Below are 17,015 nucleotides of genomic sequence, written 5' to 3' on the forward strand. Positions count from 1 at the left end.
TGTACATCTTAGTTTTAAATTTGATTGTTGTGCTTTAAAAGAGAAATAACTATCAAAATTGAGTAACTAAATTTCATTGAAGTAAAGCACAATGGCGGCTCCCTCTAGACTACTCCCACTATGAATATTGATACCAATACCAAAATTATCGAACCATGAGGTCCAGTGACGGCTGTCCCACAAAAAGCCAAGGCCATATTCATAAAAGTGATCAGTGCCAAACGCAGCTTGGCTGTCTCCACCTAAGTCAATGCGTTGCCCTTTAATGTAGAAAGCTTGTTCAAAGGGGCCCACTTTGAACATATTAAATTTAGCTTTTATGCCATTAAGTATCCGTGTTGTTTCAGGCTTTGCACTTTCAATTTCGTTAGGTTGTGATAAAGCCCAGCCGTAATAATAATTAATATTTAACTTATATTCATAATAGCCCCAATGTCGAGGCAATCTATAAACCATAGACAGGCTGGGATTTAACACCAGCGCATTACTGTTTAAATTAGTATAGAGATTGTTGGTTAGCGGTTTTAATACGTCACGGCTTTGCTGAGAGTTATAATCGTAGTCATTGTCGTAATGTAGGTAGTGGCTATTTAAGCCAATAATATAGGACCATTTTGAGCCGAGTGCTTTTTCAGCATTAATGCCAAACGTGGCGCTATAGACAGTTTCAGAAATAGAGTCGGATTGGGCTTCGTCAAAGAGTGAAATGAAATCAGCTTGATTCAAATAACTGACCCGGCCGTTTATATGCCACTTATGTTCATAGTAGGGCTGTTTTGCCTCCCATGAGAAAGGAACACTGTATAAGCGCAACTTTTTGTGAAGGGCAATGCTCTCGCCATCTTTATTGGTAAAGTGAGGGTTAAATATTTTTTGAGGATCAAAATCACCAAACCCCAAGGTAATACTGTCGCCATCGGTAAGTACTAAAGACGTTGATAAGGCAGTTTCAAGCTGTTTGGTTGGGTTTGCTTGCAAACTGAAAGTCATTACACAGCATAGTAAAGCACAGACTTTTATCGGTAACGTCATAAAAAATAAAGGATAGGAACAGGAGTAATAATCATAGAAGTATATACACAGCCTCACAACAATCGAAACAAAAAAGCCAAGTATTCTACTTGGCTTTTAAACGTTAATCGTGATTAAGGTTGGTAATAAATAGGTGATTCAGGTCCAACCGGAAGGCCTAATACAAATACCCAAAGATAAAATAGGGCAACCCAACCGACAAAGAAAATCATGCTATAAGGCAACATAGTGGCGACAAGTGTGCCAATACCCATGTCTTTTTTGTATTTAGTGGCAACCGCCAAAATTAAACCAAAGTAGCTCATCATTGGTGTAATTAAGTTTGTCACAGAGTCACCTATACGGTATGCCGCTTGAATGGTTTCGGGTGCGTAGCCAATTAGCATTAACATAGGTACGAAAATAGGTGCTGTTACTGCCCACTGTGCAGAGGATGAGCCTAAACTCAAGTTAACTAGCGCACACATTAAAATAAAGAGTACGAAAACCTCTGGGCCTGTTAGGTTTAAAGCTTGCAGAAGTGCAGCACCATTGATAGCTAAAATAGTACCTAGATTAGTCCATTTGAAAAAGGCAACAAATTGAGCTGCAAAGAACACCAGGACGATATACATGCCCATAGAGCTCATACTTTTACTCATCGCATCGATGACGTCTTTATCGTTTTTCATCGTGCCGACAACTCGGCCATAGACAAATCCAGGAATACCAAACGTGACAAAAATAAAAACCACGATACCTTTTAAGAAAGGTGAGTGTGCAACTAAGCCTGTTTCAGGGTTACGCAAAATGCCATCGTCAGGAACAATGGTCCATGCAAGTAACAGCGATACAACCAATAATGAGACACCCGCCCACTTTAATCCTGATTTTTCTTTTGCCGTTAAGCCTGCGATATCGTTTTTAGGTAAGTCATTACTTGCTTCTTCTGGGTTGTATTTACCTAAGCGTGGTTCAACAATCTTTTCGGTAACGAAAGTGCCTAAAATAGCGATTAGGAATACCGAAATCATCATGAAATACCAGTTAGCTTCGGCGCCTACTTGATAATTGGGATCAATCATTTGTGCCGCGGGTGTCGTAATACCCGCTAACAGTGGATCAATCGTACCTAGCAATAGATTCGCACTGTAACCACCGGATACCCCTGCAAATGCTGCAGCAAGACCTGCTAATGGATGACGCCCCAAGCTGTGGAAAATCATTGCGGCTAAAGGAATTAATACAACATAACCAAGCTCAGATGCAGTATTTGATAATATTGCCGCAAAGACCACCATAAACGTGACTAAACGTTTTGATGCACCCATGACCATACCGCGCATTGCTGCAGAGAGTAGTCCCGAATGTTCAGCAACACTGACACCTAACAGAGCAACTAATACAGTGCCCAGCGGGGCGAAACTGGTGAAGTTGGTTACAAGACCTGTCACAATACGTTGCAAGCCTTCAGCGCTAAGTAAGCTGACTACTTCAATCACACCATCAGGATCGCGGCCAGCGGCACCTTCGGGGCGCGGGTCTATGGCACTTAATCCAAACCAATCTGCAACACCGCTAAAAACAATAATTGCTACACAAAACATTGCAAAGAGTGTGATTGGGTGGGGGAGCATATTCCCTAAAAATTCGACAGTCGCTAGGAACCTGTTAAACAATCCATTGTTATCACCATCGTTTGTGGTTGGTGAATCTACTGCTTTTGACATATCCAGTTCTCATAATTACAAAATGGCGTTAACCTAGCATTTTTTGACCTCTGGGTCATGTTTTTAGCGATAAGATATGTTTTAAGTGCGGTTGATTACCCCTTTGTACAGCAAAGGATAACGGCGTAAACGTTTACCGATATAATCATCGGCAAGAATTTGCGCACACACTTCGTCTACACCGTTACTGGCTTCAAAGACCCAATCGAAACGTTCTATTGCTAGCAAGAAACCTCGTTTGAGAAAGCTTTGTTCGCGATAAAAGTCCAAGTTTTTACGAATGATGTCTAACTTACGAGGATCATCCTTCAGTGCGCTAATTACCTCATTTATGTAAGCAACTTGCTGCTTTGATTCAGCTTTTACACGTCGCGACATTGTTAAGTTAGTGCTCCTCGTTAGCAATAAATTGAATTTTCTTTATAAAGTCGTCTTTATTCTTCTCATGTTGGTAATCAAGGTGATAAGTATTATGAAAACCAAAGCGAAGCAAAACACCACTGCCCTTTAAGTAAACGGTGTAGCCATCAATATCAGAGAAAGCGCAAATGCCTTCATAGAGCTTGCCGTCTTCATGGTCTTCACCGTGTTGGATAATTTTTTCGTAAACAGAAAGAATTAATTTACCGTCTAATTCATTTTTCATGATGACTCCTTTTATTCTCAGTACGTTAAATACCTATAAAAAGTTTAGTGCTATTTTGTGTAATGTGAATTTTCATACGCCAGTGTTTTGCGTTAGGTCATTAAAAAACAAAAAAAGTGCCGTGGGTGTCGAAAATTTACAATACCTTAGCGACACCCCACCACTAAACTGTTTTCTATTTGCAGGTGACCGTATGAGCCGTTTAGCTATTACAATTTTATTCACGTTACTTATGAGTATAGGAAGTCCGTTGTCAGCGCAACCTCCACTCACTTTACAAACCCACACAGGCGAAGAGGTTAGTCTTAATAGCCTATTTGGACAAAAACCTGTTTACTTAAAATTCTGGGCCACGTGGTGTAAACCTTGTATGCAGCAAATGCCACATTTTCAACGAAGTTATGAACAGTACGGTGATAAAATTCAGTTTATCGCTATCAATATAGACCTTAATGATAACGCGGATGCCGTTGCGAAAGTTGAAAACCAGTTTTCACTCACAATGCCTATGTACACAGACCATACAGCGAAGGTTGCAAAGCATTATGAGTTTTTAGGTACGCCTTTTCATGTCTTAATTGATAATAACCAAAATGTGATTTTTCAAGGGCATGATGCCGATCAGCCGCTCGATAATACGTTACGGTTACTCTCGCACAATGGCCGAGTTGATAAAGTAAGGCTGCTTAATGAAAAGCAAAAGAGTGGCACGCAATTAGTGATCCCCAAAGACGCTAAAAAAGCGGTGTTGTTTACAACAACGTGGTGCGATTGGTATTTAGCTGATACCCGTCCACAAATGGCCAAGCAATGTGTACTTGCTCAAAAGTACATTAATGAACTTGCAGTACAGGGAATTGATGTGGAAGTAAAAGTGAGTCAGCTTTGGACAGACCATAATGCGGTCGCTGAGTATGTTAAAAAATTTACCGCCAATATGCCGGTTTCAATTGACTATGGTAATGATTTATTTATTGAATACGGGATAAATTCGGTGCCAAGTTTATTAATCTTTGAGAATGGAAAGCGTGTCGCAAAACGCGAAAAATTTTAGTCAAAACGCTGCGAATTTGCTTTGTAATTCACTGAATTTAGCCTATGCTCAAAGCTCATTTACTTGTGAGCTTAAAGCATGATTGATAAGGCATTATTAACAAAAACTCGCGAATTATCTGACCGATTAATCGCCCTACAAACTCCGATCAGAATTCTTGATGCGATTAATTGGGATAAACAGATCAAAGAAGAGTTTTTTAAACATAAATGTCAAAAAAACCCGACTGTTGACCAAGCCTATTACCAACAGCGTGACCTTGGTTTTGTGCCAAGTGATTTACGCCGAGCATTTTCAGATCTTAACCGCGATATCATCAGTCAACTCGGTCAGTTAAATCCTATTGCACAGTACATGAGTAAAATGTGCACAGAGTATAAAACCGTACTTAGTATGATTGAATATCGTGGAACCCCCGAGTTTCATGACCTGTCGGTGGAGTTATTTGGTCACCCAAAAGATTTATTCCATGCGGGTGAGCCTTCGCTTGCTGAATTGGCTACGATGTTAGAACAACCCCTCAAAAGCATGCTTGATGCAGACATTTTACCCGATGACCCAAAAAATATTGAGGCAGTGGATGCGGTAAAGATTCTGGCTGAGCAAGTGAAGCAGAGTATGCCGGGTATAAATGTAGAAGTTATTTTAAGTGATGGTATTGTCAGTGATGCAGCAGCAGGGGCTGACAATATTAAGCTGAATCAAGATGTGAAATTCTCACAACGAGAGCTTGATATTCTTGAAGTGCATGAAGGCTGGATCCACGTCGGCACCACGCAAAATGGTTTAGCTCAACCTTATTTAACCTGTTTAAGTAAGGGCACCCCAAGCTCAACAGTTACCCAAGAAGGCTTAGCTGTTTTGACAGAAATAATTACGCTTAAGTCAACACCAAGGCGGTTAGCTAAATTAGTTAATCGTATTCAAGGTATTACCAAAGTAATTGATGGTGCAGAGTTTGTTGATATTTATCGAGATTATATTGCGCAAGGGCTAAGTAAAGACGACAGCTATACGTTAACGCAACGTGTCTTTAGAGGAAGCACAGCAACGGGTCTGCCATTTACGAAAGACATTGCTTACATTAAAGGTTTTGTGTTGGTGTATAACTTGATCCGTGTTGCAATTCAGTTAGGTCGCATTGATCAATTACATTTATTGTTAGTCGGTAAAATCTCAATTGATGATTTTAGGCTTATCTCACAATTACATGACTTAGGAGTGATTGAAGATCCTAAATTTATTCCTCCACATTTCAAAGATTTAAGAGGTTTAGCCACGTGGCTCAGTTTCGGGCGTTTTATTGGCAACTTGTCATTTGAACAACTTGAGAATGACTATAAACCTTTGTTTATTTAAGAATAAAAAACTCAAAAGTAATGCAATAATTATATAAAGCAAATTCCATCTAAATTTAGTATATATCGTAAATTTTTGTTTACGATATATACTTTTGTTTCTTTTATGTAAACAGCCTGGTTTTTCTTACAGCCCCCGTATAACCTCCTTTTCGCTAATTTACATGATGCTAACGTTATGTTTTTATTTTTGTTACTCATCTTACTGTTGTTGTAAACGATATAGTGATAGAAAAGATATGTTACATTTTGGTAACAATAACGAGAGGTGTCCAAATGGGATTTAATAATTATAAAAAAAGCATAATAGCGTTGACTATTATGGGTGCATTGAGCGCACACAATGTAATGGCTGCAGATAGTGCATCATCGGGCTTTTTAACAGGTGTTGTGGAATCTAGCCAGGGTCAGCAATTGTCAGGGGCTGTAATAGAAATAAAAAATGAAGAAACAGGCCTAACACGTACACTTGTTACATCAGAAAATGGCTCATACCGTTTTCCTCTATTACCAACGGGTTCTTATACCGTGTCTGTAAAAAAAGACGGTTATGTACTGGCTCAAGAGTCTGGTTTAAGAATCAATATGGGTGTTAAAACAAGTTTACCTGTGACGCTATACGCATCAGGAGAAAAACCTGAAGTGATTGAAGTGATGGGTAATCGAATTAGTTCAATTGATGTTTCATCAAGTGAGTCTGTTACTTTTGTTGACCAAGAATTATTGGCACGCGTACCAGTCGCACGTGATGTAACTTCAGTTGCATTATTAGCGCCAGGAACGACACAAGGTGATGCAGGTTTCGGTAATTTAGCATCATTTGGTGGCGCGTCAGTGGGTGAAAATAGTTACTATGTGAATGGCATGAACGTAACTAACTTCAGAAACGGTTTAGGTGGTGCAGATGTACCATTTGAATTTTACGATACATTTGAAGTTAAAACCGGTGGCTACTCTGCAGAATTTGGTCGCTCTACTGGTGGGGTAGTCAACGCGACAACCAAACGTGGTACAAATGAATTTGTATGGGGTGCGAGCACCTATTTCGAGCCAAGCTCAATGGCAGAAGACATTCCACAAACATATCGTACAGAGGAAGGGGTCGATCTTTACGGCACTGAATATTTTAATGGCGACCAAAGTCAGCGTAAAGTTGGTGAAAATGACTATAACTTATGGGCTGGCGGTTCAATTGTTGAAGATAAGTTATTCTTTTTTGGTTTAGTTAATTACAACGAACGTGTCTCTGACTATGCATCAACTTCTAATAAGTATGAACGTGAGTCAGGCGACTTATTTGTAGCACTTAAACTTGATTACTATATTACAGATGATCACATCTTAGAGTTCACGGGTTGGGATAGTTCAAGTGATCTTGATAGTATTAAATACAATTGGGATCCAGAGGCAAGTCAAATTACTAGCCGTCGAGGTGACTATACTTTAAAACGCGGTGGTAAGACTTATTCATTAAAATACACAGGTATTTTATCTGACACTTTAACGGTCAGTGCGATGGGTGGAATTAACGAAGCGAACTACAGTAATGTAAACGCTGGTTCGAGTCCGTTTGGTGAATACCCTATGGTTTACGAGCGCTTTAGCGGTACTGATTTAGGCGAGTGGGCCTTAAGCTCGCCTAGTTTACAAGAAGATAAACGTACTGCATATCGTCTTGATTTTGACTGGTATGCGACAGATTCTCATACACTACGTTTTGGTCTAGATTATGAAGAGCTTGATTCTACTGAGAATACTCAACGTTCAGGTGGTGTTGCTTATCGTTATCAAGGCTGTGATGATTTAGATGCTGTGAAAGCCGGTGATCCGTCTAGCTGTGGTGTGGTTCGCCAAGAGTTTTATATAAACAACGGTGATTTCACAACGAAAAGCTCTGCATACTATATTACTGATACGTGGACAGTGACCGATAACTTAACCCTATCACTTGGTTTACGTAATGAAACCTTCGAAAACTATAATAAAGAAAATCAAAAATTTGTTGATGTGTCAGATCAATGGGCGCCGCGCTTAGGTGCAAGTTGGGACCCATTCGGTGAAGGCGAGTTTAAAGTATTTGCAAACTACGGTCGTTACTTCTTACCAGTTGCAACAAATACCAACATTCGTCTAGCTGGTGATGAACTGTACACTCGTCAGTTTTTCGAAGTGTTAGGAATTGCAGATGATATTTCGAAGGCGCCTATTCTTGGAGAAGCATTGTCGGCAAAAGATATCCTTGCTGATGGTACGTTAAAAGGCACGGATGAAACAGTTAACGCTGACATTGAGCCAATGTATCAAGATGAGTTTATCTTAGGTTTCCAAACGGTATTAACTGAAGATTGGAGTATGGGTGTAAAAGCAACATACCGTGACTTGAAAAGCTCATTAGAAGATATCGCTATCGATAAAGGCTTTAACGATTATGTTGAGCGAGAGTTTGGTAGTTCATGTACCATGTGTGATGGTTTCCATTATTATGTACTAACAAATCCAGGTGAAGACGTAACAATTACCACTGACCCTGATGGCGATGGTCCACTTGCATACGGAGCCTACACGATTCCAAATTCAGATTTAGGCTATCCTAAAGCTGAGCGTCAGTATGGTGCTGTTGATGTGAACTTCAATAAAGCATGGGCTGATGGCTGGATGTTAGACTTTACCTACACATGGTCACATAGCTGGGGTAATAATGAAGGTTATGTTCGTTCAGATAATGAACAGACCGATGCTGGTTTAACAACTAACTTTGACCAACCAGGCTTAACGGATGGTGCGTCTGGTAACTTACCAAATGACAGACGCCATCAGGTTAAGATGCAGTTTGCTTATGAAATTACAGAAAACCTAACAATGGGTTCTAATTTCTTCTGGCGTACTGGTCGTCCTTATGGAGCATTTGGTCTACACCCAACTGATGCCTTTGCATCTTTATATGGTGCAGAAGCATTCTATAAAGACGGTGAGCTAGTGCCTCGTGGCAGTGCAGGACGCACACCAAACACTTGGAACCTAGATTTAAGTCTGCAATATAACATGAAAATTTCTGAGCATGACTTAACATTTAGAGCGGATGTATTCAATGTATTCAACAATGATGAAATAACGGAATACAATGAAACTGCAGAGTTTATTTCAGCATATGATCCGGATTTTGGTGGTTATCGAGGTGCAGCTAACCCAGATTACTTGTTAGCAACTAACTATCAAAAGCCGCGTTATGTTCGTTTAAGCGCAAGCTTTAAGTTTTAAGACAGCACTCTAAGTCGTTTAATAATTAAAGCCTTTTCATTTGAAAAGGCTTTTTTAATAAAAAAACGCAGCTGGAATGAGCAGCTGCGTTTTGTAGAGTTAAAGCATGTTTGCCTTGCATGCTTTGTCGAGGAACTTGTTAACCTGTTAGTGCATCAACGTGTACAACATCGTTTAACACAATGACTTCTGCACGTTTAAAAAAGTTAAAGTCGGTTGCGGTTGCTAATGTATATGCACCCATCATGCGACTGATGATTAAATCACCGTTGTTTAGTTTTGGTAGCATAATTGACTCACTTACTACGTCAATACTGTCACATGTTGGGCCTGCCAGTACCGATTCTACGCGCTCGCCTGATTGTTTTAATGAATCAATCGGGTAACTCGCTTCGTCAAAAAGTAAACCACTGAATGAGCCATAGATACCATCATCTAAGTAATACCATGGTTTGCCTTCGCGTACAGCTTGACCCATGACTGATGCAACACTGGTGACGGCACCGGCAACAATAAAGCGGCCGGGTTCAGCAATTACACGAACGGTGTCTGGTAATTGCGCTAACGCGTCGTTTATTGGCGCACAAAACTCATCAATAGGCAGTACATCTTTGTTATAAGGCACAGGGAAACCGCCACCAATATCAAGCGTGCTTAATGCAGGTAATCCCAGCGCTGTCACTTCATTAATTACGTGGTTACATGCTGAAATTGCTGTAACGTACTTGCTTGGGCTTGCTGTCTGCGAACCAACATGGAACGATAAACCTTTAATACGAATACCCAGTTGCTGTGCGTAGGTAATAATGTCAATCGCCATTGCAGGGCTGCAACCAAACTTTTTCGATAGATCAGCAAATGAGTCTGCATTACGAAAGCTTAAGCGAACAAGAAGTTCAACGTCGTCTTTGTATGCAATGAACTTTTCGAGTTCGTTGATGTTATCAACCACAAACACATTGCAACCGTATTCAAGTGCATCACGAATGTCTGCATCGCGTTTTATTGGGTGAGTGTGAATAGTACGCTCACTGGGCACGCCTTGGTTTGCAACTAAATCAATTTCCCCACTGGTTGCTAAGTCAAAGCTTGCACCTTCTTCAAGTAAAGTTCGTACAACAGCAGCATGCGGGAGTGGTTTCAGTGCAAAGTATAAAGTCACACCCGGCAAAGCACGGCTTAAAGCTCGGTACTGTTGGCGAACAGACTCGCAGTCTAAAACCATTAGCGGGGCACCGTGTTGTGCAACTAATTGCTCAATAAGTTGATTTGACGGTTGTGCAAAATGTAATGTTTGGTTTGCAGCAACCGTAGCTGCAGGTACTTTGATTGTTAAGTCTTGTGTAAGTGTTGAAATAGCCATTTTACTCTCCGGCAATTAAGCAACCGCTCGGTAAAAATGGAAGTCCGAGTCAGTTGAGTGTCATTAAAAGCGCACATATTTATAAAGGGTGTGCAATCAAATTCACTCTTGGATAGTTGCTCTATCGCCTTGCTACAAACAGGGTTTGTAATGTACTCGGATTGGCTATCATCAAGAAGCAGCGAGATAATAGATCTGGTTTTTTATTTGTGCAATAAAATTTTTTAGGAAAATAAAAATAATTTTTTATTGTTATTTTTCAAGGGTATAAATCGATTAATAATATTTATTCTATGGATTAATATTGTTTGTTAAACGAAAAAAATCCCCTTTAAAAAGGGGATTTATCAATTCTATAATTGCAGAACCTTGCCGCTAATTAGCGTGCATTGGTACTTTCAAATATTTTATCAGCAGAGGCCGCCACAAAGCCCGTGTAAAGTTCGCCATCGGGTTTTGGATAACGTAGCGCGAACTCGTAAAAACAGCTTGGTACTGCCATTTTACCATCACTAAATTCTACTTCACTGTCATCAGCTAAAGTTGATGATTGCTCAAGAAGTACCTCTGGTGAGCCTTTAATTTCACCGCCAGAGGTATTGAGTGCAAAGCCTGCGTCTTTCAATGCTTGGTTTACGCTCTCAATGTTATCAAACTTGGCAAGTTCGTTAATGCTAACTGTGAAGTGATTGGCACGGTAGCCCCATGCTGACATCCACGCTGCATATTCACTCTCAGCTAATAGTTTTTTGTAAGTGTCTGAGCTTACTTGCCAATGAGTCCCTGAGTATAAAAAGTTATCAGCATTGACGGCATCGGCATCAATTTTTTCTACCATGTCGTTAACAATGGCTTGTAACTCTGCTGAACATTGCTCTACAAGTAATTCAGAAATAAACACTTTAGGTTGTTTCGGATCTGAATGTTCATAGTGCTTTGCATACAGTTTTTTTGCTTCGAAGTGGTATTCACCACACTCTTTATAGCCCACGGCTAAGAAGTGGGCTGCGAGCTTTTCTAGGCCAATCTTTTCATGGTTAAAAGTTCGTAATGCAATGTGGTCGTTTATTACATCATCTTTTTGTGTCGAACCCAGTAACTCATGAACTTTCACTGCCGAAGGCGTAACTGATAAATAGTTATCCCATAGTTTTTCAAATAGGGCATTTACATCTGTGTGCATTTTAAATTCCTTCATTTAAGGCGGTAAGACCGCCAATCAATTATTCAATAATTAAGCCCGGCGCAAGGGTTTGAGGTAAGTTAACTTTGTCGGCCTCTACAGAAGCAACAGGGTATGCACAGTAGTCTGCTGCATAGTATGCGCTTGCTCTGTGGTTTCCGCTTGCCCCAATACCACCAAACGGTGCGGCGCTAGAAGCCCCTGTTATTGGACGATTCCAGTTAACAATACCAGCACGAATACGTTTTAAGAAGTGATCATAGTCTGCACTTGCATCACTTAATAAACCGGCAGATAAACCAAATGCGGTGTTATTTGCTTCTTCAATCGCGCTATCAAAGTCTGTATAGCGATATACCTTGATGAGTGGTCCAAAGTGCTCTTCATCAGGCATCTCTTTTACATTCGTCACATCAATAATTCCTGGGCTTACAAAGCCTGTGCCCGGTTGTAGATGTGTTAGTTCAACAAGGGGAGTTGCCCCCATTTCAATAAGTTGTTGCTGCGCAGCAACCATGCCAAGCGCTGCTTTTTCGCTGATCATTGCGCCCATAAATGGCTGCTCTTCACTAAAGCTATCTGCGACGACAATGTGCTTAGTTGCTGCCACTAATTTGTCTAAGATAGCATCACCATTTTGTGTATTCTCAATGAATAATCGGCGTGCACAGGTACAGCGTTGACCTGAGGTAATAAAACCTGATTGAATGATATCGTGAACCGCAGCGTTGATATCAGCGACATCTTTTACAATAAGCGGGTTATTACCGCCCATCTCCAACGCTAAAATTTTACTTGGGTTGCCTGCAAATTGTTTATGTATTAGGTGACCTGTGTTTGAGCTGCCGGTAAAGAATAAACCATCAATATCTTTATGGCTGGCAAGGGCAATCCCAGTATCCACTTCACCTTGTACAAGGTTGATGACACCTGCTGGTAAACCGGCTTTTAGCCACAGTTTTAATGTAAACTCTGCAACATGGGGGGTCAGTTCAGAAGGTTTAAACACCACGGTATTCCCCGCTAAAATAGCAGGAACAATGTGGCCATTTGGTAAGTGACCAGGGAAATTGTAAGGGCCAAACACTGCGACAACACCGTGTGGTTTGTGTCGAATAAACGCTTTGGCGCCTGGCATTGGGTTTTCGGTTGTGCCAGTACGTTCGTGGTATGCTTTAATTGAAATAGCAATTTTACCTGTCATCGCGCCTACTTCAGTGCGCGTTTCCCATAATGGCTTACCTGTTTCACGGGCAATAATTGTTGCAAACTCTTCGCTATGTTCTTTTAATTGGTCTGCGAAGCGCTCTAATACTGCAATGCGTTCATCAACGGTTTTGTCTGCCCAGTCTAGTTGTGCTTCTCGTGCTGCTTTTATGGCAGCATCCACTTGCTCTGCTGTGGCTGTTTTACCTTGCCAAACAATATCACCATTGCTTGGGTTAACAGAGTTGAACTCGTGGCCTAGACCATGCTGCCACTGGTTATTTATTAATTGCGTATCTTGAGTTATTTGACTCACCGTAATCTCCTTAAGCGGCTACAGGCGGAAAAATCGCGCTGCATCCCCTTGTTTTAATTTAAGTGCATTGGCCACTTCTTGGCTGACAATAAGCGTGTGTTTCGCGTGGTTATAATGAGCATGCTTTGTGAATGTGGCTCTAAAGTCATTCACACCTTGATTGCAGATTGCCAATGTGTCTGAGCTTTTTTCGTTTATATGCGCCAGTTCAGCAATGGTAATAGGGCATACCTGTGATTCACGAACGCTGCGAATATTGCCAAGTTTTGCTTCTACCGTGGGGCCTGCATCGAATAGATCAACATAGCCGCGATGCTCAAACCCTTCTTTTTCGAGTAGTTTGAGTGCTGGTTTGGTTTTTTCGTGCACTTTACCAATCACAGCTTGCGCTTTTTTGCTTAAAAGGTTGGCATAAATTGGGTATTTTGGCATGAGTTCGCTAATGAATACTTTATCGCCCAAGCCCACTAAGTGATCTGCTTGTGGGAACTCAATACTAAAAAAGTGTTCTTGTAACCATTGCCAAAATGGTGAATGTCCTTTTTCATCACTGACACCACGCATTTCTGCGATAACGGTGTCTGCAAAACGCTCACTGTGCTGCGCCATAAATAAAAAGCGCGAGCGTGATAAAAATCGCCCGGTTAACCCTTTACGGTTTTGCTCACGTAAAAATAAGGTACAAATTTCGGAACAGCCTGTGTAATCATTACACATGCTCAAAATATCAACCGTGTTATACACGTTAAGCGTGCGAGAATGATGGACTGTTTTACCTAAGTGATAATGATAAAGTGGGACCGACATACCTACCGCAGCCTCAATGGCTGTGGTACCAATGACTTGACCGGTTTTACTGTCTTCTAAAACAAATAAATAGGTTTCATCATGTGGTTTATTGATGTCTTTGGCAAAACTGCGTTCAGCGCGGTCAATTTTTTCTAGCAATAAATTGTCATCAACCGGGAGTGAGGTAAAACCATGGCCCGATTCAATGGCAATTTGCTTTAAAGCTGCAAAATCATTTGCAGTAATTGGACGTAATACTTGCATTCATTGCTCTCCGATGGCGTGCTGAATTAACAGCACGCCAACTTGGATTAACCGTTTACAACGTCTGCAACCGCTTTTTCAAAGCGTGCTAAACCTTCTTTGATATCTTCAAGTGGGATCACTAAAGAAGGCGTAAAGCGCACAACATTTGTGCCAGCAACTAGGCTCATTAAACCGTGCTGAGTGCTTGCAACGAGGAAGTCACGAGAACGGCCTTCATATTTACTGTTAAGCACTGCACCTAATAATAGACCCTTACCACGTACTTCACTAAATACGTCGTATTTTTCGTTAATGGCTTTTAAGCCATCACGTAAAAGTTGTTCGCGCTCTTTAACTCCAGCAAGCACGTCTGGTGTGTTAACTGTATCGAATGCCGCTTCAGCTACAGCGCACGCTAATGGATTACCGCCATAAGTAGAGCCATGTGTCCCTACTTTTAGGTGCTCGGCAATATCAGCTTTGGTGATCATGGCACCGATAGGGAAGCCACCACCCAGTGCTTTTGCTGTTGTTAGGATATCAGGTGTTACGTCTAAATCTTGGTAAGCGTATAGAGCGCCTGTGCGGCCAACACCCGTTTGTACTTCATCAAAAATGAGAAGTGCGTTGTGTTTGTCACATAATGCGCGGACCCCTTTAACAAAGTCGCTAGTTGGTGAAATAATACCGCCTTCACCTTGCAAAGGTTCCATCATAACCGCACATGTGTTGTCGCTGATAAGCGCTTCAAATGCAGCAAGGTCATTGTAATCACAATGATCGATGGCAGCTGGTTTTGGACCAAAGCCATCCGAGTACGCCGCTTGACCACCTACCGTTACAGTAAAAAATGTACGGCCATGAAAGCCTTTATTAAAGGCAATAATTTGATTCTTTTGTTCACCATGTACATCTAATGCCCAACGACGCGCGAGTTTTAAAGCTGCTTCGTTTGCTTCTGCCCCTGAGTTTGCAAAATAAACCTTATCAGCAAAGGTCGCATCAGTGAGCTTCTTAGCCAAACGCAATGCCGGTTCGTTCGTCATTACATTTGATAAATGCCAAATTTTCTCGCCTTGCTCTTTTAATGCATTAACAAGGGCAGGGTGACAATGACCTAAGCAGTTCACTGCAATACCACCTGCAAAGTCGATAAACTCTTTACCGTTTTGATCCCACACGCGTGAACCCTCGCCACGAACTGGGATAACCTCTGAAGGGTTATAGTTTGGCACCATTACGTCGTTGAATAATTCTCTTGTTACTTGCATGTGTTGCACCTAAATCTGGCTTAATATGAAAAAATTAAAACTGCAAAAACTAGGTTAGTTAAGCCGTTCCTGCCTAGTTACGCACGATGAGATTATTTTTCTTATCAATTATTTATATTATCTGGTTTGCGAACTTAAATTTGCAGTGCTATTTTGTGTAAATTGACTAAAATAAAAAGCAAATTGACGAAAGAATTAAACAAAATGATAACTCCTCAAGATGAAAAGTTGCTTGCGATATTAAAAACTAACGCTCGCGCAAGTGTGTCGGATTTAGCAAGGGCCTTAAATTTATCACGCTCTACGGTACAAAGTAGGATGTTAAGGCTGGAAGAGTCGGGTGTGATCAAAGGGTACAGTGTTGATTACGGTGATGCCTATTTAAGCCAAATGGTCTCAGCGCATGTATCAATTAAGGTGAAACAAAAGTTAACCACAAAAACGAATATAGAACTGAAGCAAATTGACGCAATTTCTCAGCTTTATGCGATTAGTGGTGAATTTGATTTGATTGCAGTCGTACAAGCTCAAAACCTCGAAAAATTGAGTCATTTGCTTGATGATATAGGTAATCTAGATGGAGTAGAAAGAACAACTTCGTCGGTAATATTAGAAACAAAGTTTAAGCGCTAATAGGGCCATTTAGCGCTCAATGCTGGCTTAGTTGCTTGCTTTACGAATAACTTTCTTTTCAACTTCATCCAGTTTTATGACGTAGGCATTGCCGCCAATGCCTTTAAATTCTTCATCGGTAAACACGATGGTGTTGTCATCATAAAAGGTGACAGCCTCTTTTTGAGTAACGATACCTAGGTCGATACGTGATACATCACCCGAAAAGAATTTGTCTTCTTTAAAGTTTTCAAATAGCCAGATACTTGTTGAATCGAGAAGAACCAACTTAGTTCTATCGGGGCTTAAAGCCGCGGAGGTGATCCAACATAACTTTTCTAATGTGGTACAGGTCTGAAATGAATCAATCAGCTCAGCGTCAAAATTAGCAGCGTGATCGCCTACTTTATAGACATTCGTTATACCATCAAATGGTTCTGTTCTATTTTTAGTAAATAAGTATAAATGACGACCGAAGGCGACAAAGGCCTCTAGGTCAAAGTTTCGTTTGTCAGGCTCAATAGGGGTGCCATCCATTTCTGGATAGGTGAATTTGATGATTTCGGCTTCAGTTGTGTCCCCTTTGATATCAATGGGGTTTTCGATTTTATAAATTGTTAGCCATTTTCTGTCGTTTTTATTATTGCCGAAATCGCCTAAGAAGAAATGCCCGAAGGTGTTTTGGGTCATGTCCTCCCAGTCAATGTTTTTGGCATTAGTGACAAGGATTTCTTTGGCAATTGAACCATCTTGGTTAAGGCGGTATAACTTAGGCTTATCGCCACTGTCGTTTATTGCCCAAAGCCGTTTGTATTTATCAAATTCAATACCAGAGATTTCTTTGACTTTAGGATCAACAGTTAATCGCTTTTTACTGTAAAGGGTGTAAATAGAAGACCCGACCAGCGCTGCAACAACAGTCACGGCAAGGATAAAAAAGGTGAATACGCTTTTCTTTAACATTAACAAGGA

14 protein-coding genes are annotated in these 17,015 nt (G+C 40.8%); 4 read left to right on the forward strand and 10 right to left on the reverse strand.

The genetic code is table 11. The features are described 5' to 3' along the window. Positions 1-66: 66 nt before the first annotated feature. From BWD47_RS01710 to BWD47_RS01725, 4 genes are all read right to left on the reverse strand, one after another. Positions 67-1,032, reverse strand: a complete 966-nt coding sequence (locus tag BWD47_RS01710; RefSeq protein WP_083633609.1) for a Solitary outer membrane autotransporter beta-barrel domain — start codon at positions 1,030-1,032, stop codon at positions 67-69. Positions 1,033-1,145: 113 nt separating this feature from the next. Further along, positions 1,146-2,741 (reverse strand): AbgT family transporter, encoded by a 1,596-nt coding sequence (locus BWD47_RS01715; protein ID WP_036972087.1) that lies wholly within the window; start codon positions 2,739-2,741, stop codon positions 1,146-1,148. Positions 2,742-2,822: 81 nt separating this feature from the next. Then, complete coding sequence (locus BWD47_RS01720) at positions 2,823-3,119, reverse strand: hypothetical protein (RefSeq protein WP_051501861.1); 297 nt, start codon at positions 3,117-3,119, stop codon at positions 2,823-2,825. A gap of 7 nt (positions 3,120-3,126) precedes the next feature. Next, positions 3,127-3,387, reverse strand: coding sequence for a DUF3081 domain-containing protein (locus BWD47_RS01725; RefSeq protein ID WP_036972083.1), 261 nt, complete (start codon positions 3,385-3,387; stop codon positions 3,127-3,129). 193 nt (positions 3,388-3,580) lie between these two features. On the opposite strand from BWD47_RS01725, the gene BWD47_RS01730 reads away from it, so the two are divergent. From BWD47_RS01730 to BWD47_RS01740, 3 genes are all read left to right on the forward strand, one after another. Continuing rightward, positions 3,581-4,441, forward strand: coding sequence for a redoxin domain-containing protein (locus BWD47_RS01730; protein WP_065979298.1), 861 nt, complete (start codon positions 3,581-3,583; stop codon positions 4,439-4,441). Between the two features lie 78 nt (positions 4,442-4,519). Beyond that, complete coding sequence (locus tag BWD47_RS01735; RefSeq protein ID WP_036972081.1) at positions 4,520-5,800, forward strand: flavohemoglobin expression-modulating QEGLA motif protein; 1,281 nt, start codon at positions 4,520-4,522, stop codon at positions 5,798-5,800. Between the two features lie 275 nt (positions 5,801-6,075). Beyond that, entirely contained in the window at positions 6,076-9,057 is a 2,982-nt protein-coding gene (locus BWD47_RS01740) for a TonB-dependent receptor (RefSeq protein WP_036972078.1), read from the forward strand. Positions 9,058-9,196: 139 nt separating this feature from the next. On the opposite strand, the gene BWD47_RS01745 is transcribed toward BWD47_RS01740, so the two are convergent. The 5 genes from BWD47_RS01745 to BWD47_RS01765 all read right to left on the reverse strand — a co-directional run bounded on the left by BWD47_RS01745 (position 9,197) and on the right by BWD47_RS01765 (position 15,431). Further along, entirely contained in the window at positions 9,197-10,420 is a 1,224-nt protein-coding gene (locus BWD47_RS01745; RefSeq protein WP_036972076.1) for a type III PLP-dependent enzyme, read from the reverse strand. A 379-nt stretch (positions 10,421-10,799) separates the two neighbouring features. Next, the gene (locus BWD47_RS01750; protein ID WP_036972074.1) at positions 10,800-11,603 is read right to left on the reverse strand and encodes a DUF1338 domain-containing protein; all 804 of its coding nucleotides are present in this window, start codon (positions 11,601-11,603) and stop codon (positions 10,800-10,802) included. A 40-nt stretch (positions 11,604-11,643) separates the two neighbouring features. After that, positions 11,644-13,116 carry a succinylglutamate-semialdehyde dehydrogenase gene (astD, locus tag BWD47_RS01755; RefSeq protein WP_075593447.1) on the reverse strand — a complete coding sequence of 491 codons (1,473 nt, stop codon included), beginning with the start codon at positions 13,114-13,116 and terminating at the stop codon, positions 11,644-11,646. A 27-nt stretch (positions 13,117-13,143) separates the two neighbouring features. Next, a complete protein-coding gene (astA, locus tag BWD47_RS01760; RefSeq protein WP_036972072.1) occupies positions 13,144-14,178 on the reverse strand; it encodes an arginine N-succinyltransferase in 1,035 nt (344 codons plus the stop codon). 47 nt (positions 14,179-14,225) lie between these two features. Continuing rightward, a complete protein-coding gene (locus BWD47_RS01765; RefSeq protein WP_065979022.1) occupies positions 14,226-15,431 on the reverse strand; it encodes an aspartate aminotransferase family protein in 1,206 nt (401 codons plus the stop codon). 204 nt (positions 15,432-15,635) lie between these two features. Here BWD47_RS01765 and BWD47_RS01770 point away from each other — a divergent pair, with 204 nt between their 5' ends. Continuing rightward, entirely contained in the window at positions 15,636-16,064 is a 429-nt protein-coding gene (locus BWD47_RS01770) for an Lrp/AsnC family transcriptional regulator (RefSeq protein WP_036972068.1), read from the forward strand. A 27-nt stretch (positions 16,065-16,091) separates the two neighbouring features. Here the strand turns inward: BWD47_RS01770 and BWD47_RS01775 are convergent, their stop codons facing one another. Next, positions 16,092-17,006 (reverse strand): hypothetical protein, encoded by a 915-nt coding sequence (locus tag BWD47_RS01775; RefSeq protein WP_036972067.1) that lies wholly within the window; start codon positions 17,004-17,006, stop codon positions 16,092-16,094. Positions 17,007-17,015: the final 9 nt, after the last annotated feature.

This window comes from Pseudoalteromonas sp. PAB 2.2, from assembly GCF_001938575.1.
GTDB classification, from domain to species: domain Bacteria; phylum Pseudomonadota; class Gammaproteobacteria; order Enterobacterales; family Alteromonadaceae; genus Pseudoalteromonas; species Pseudoalteromonas lipolytica.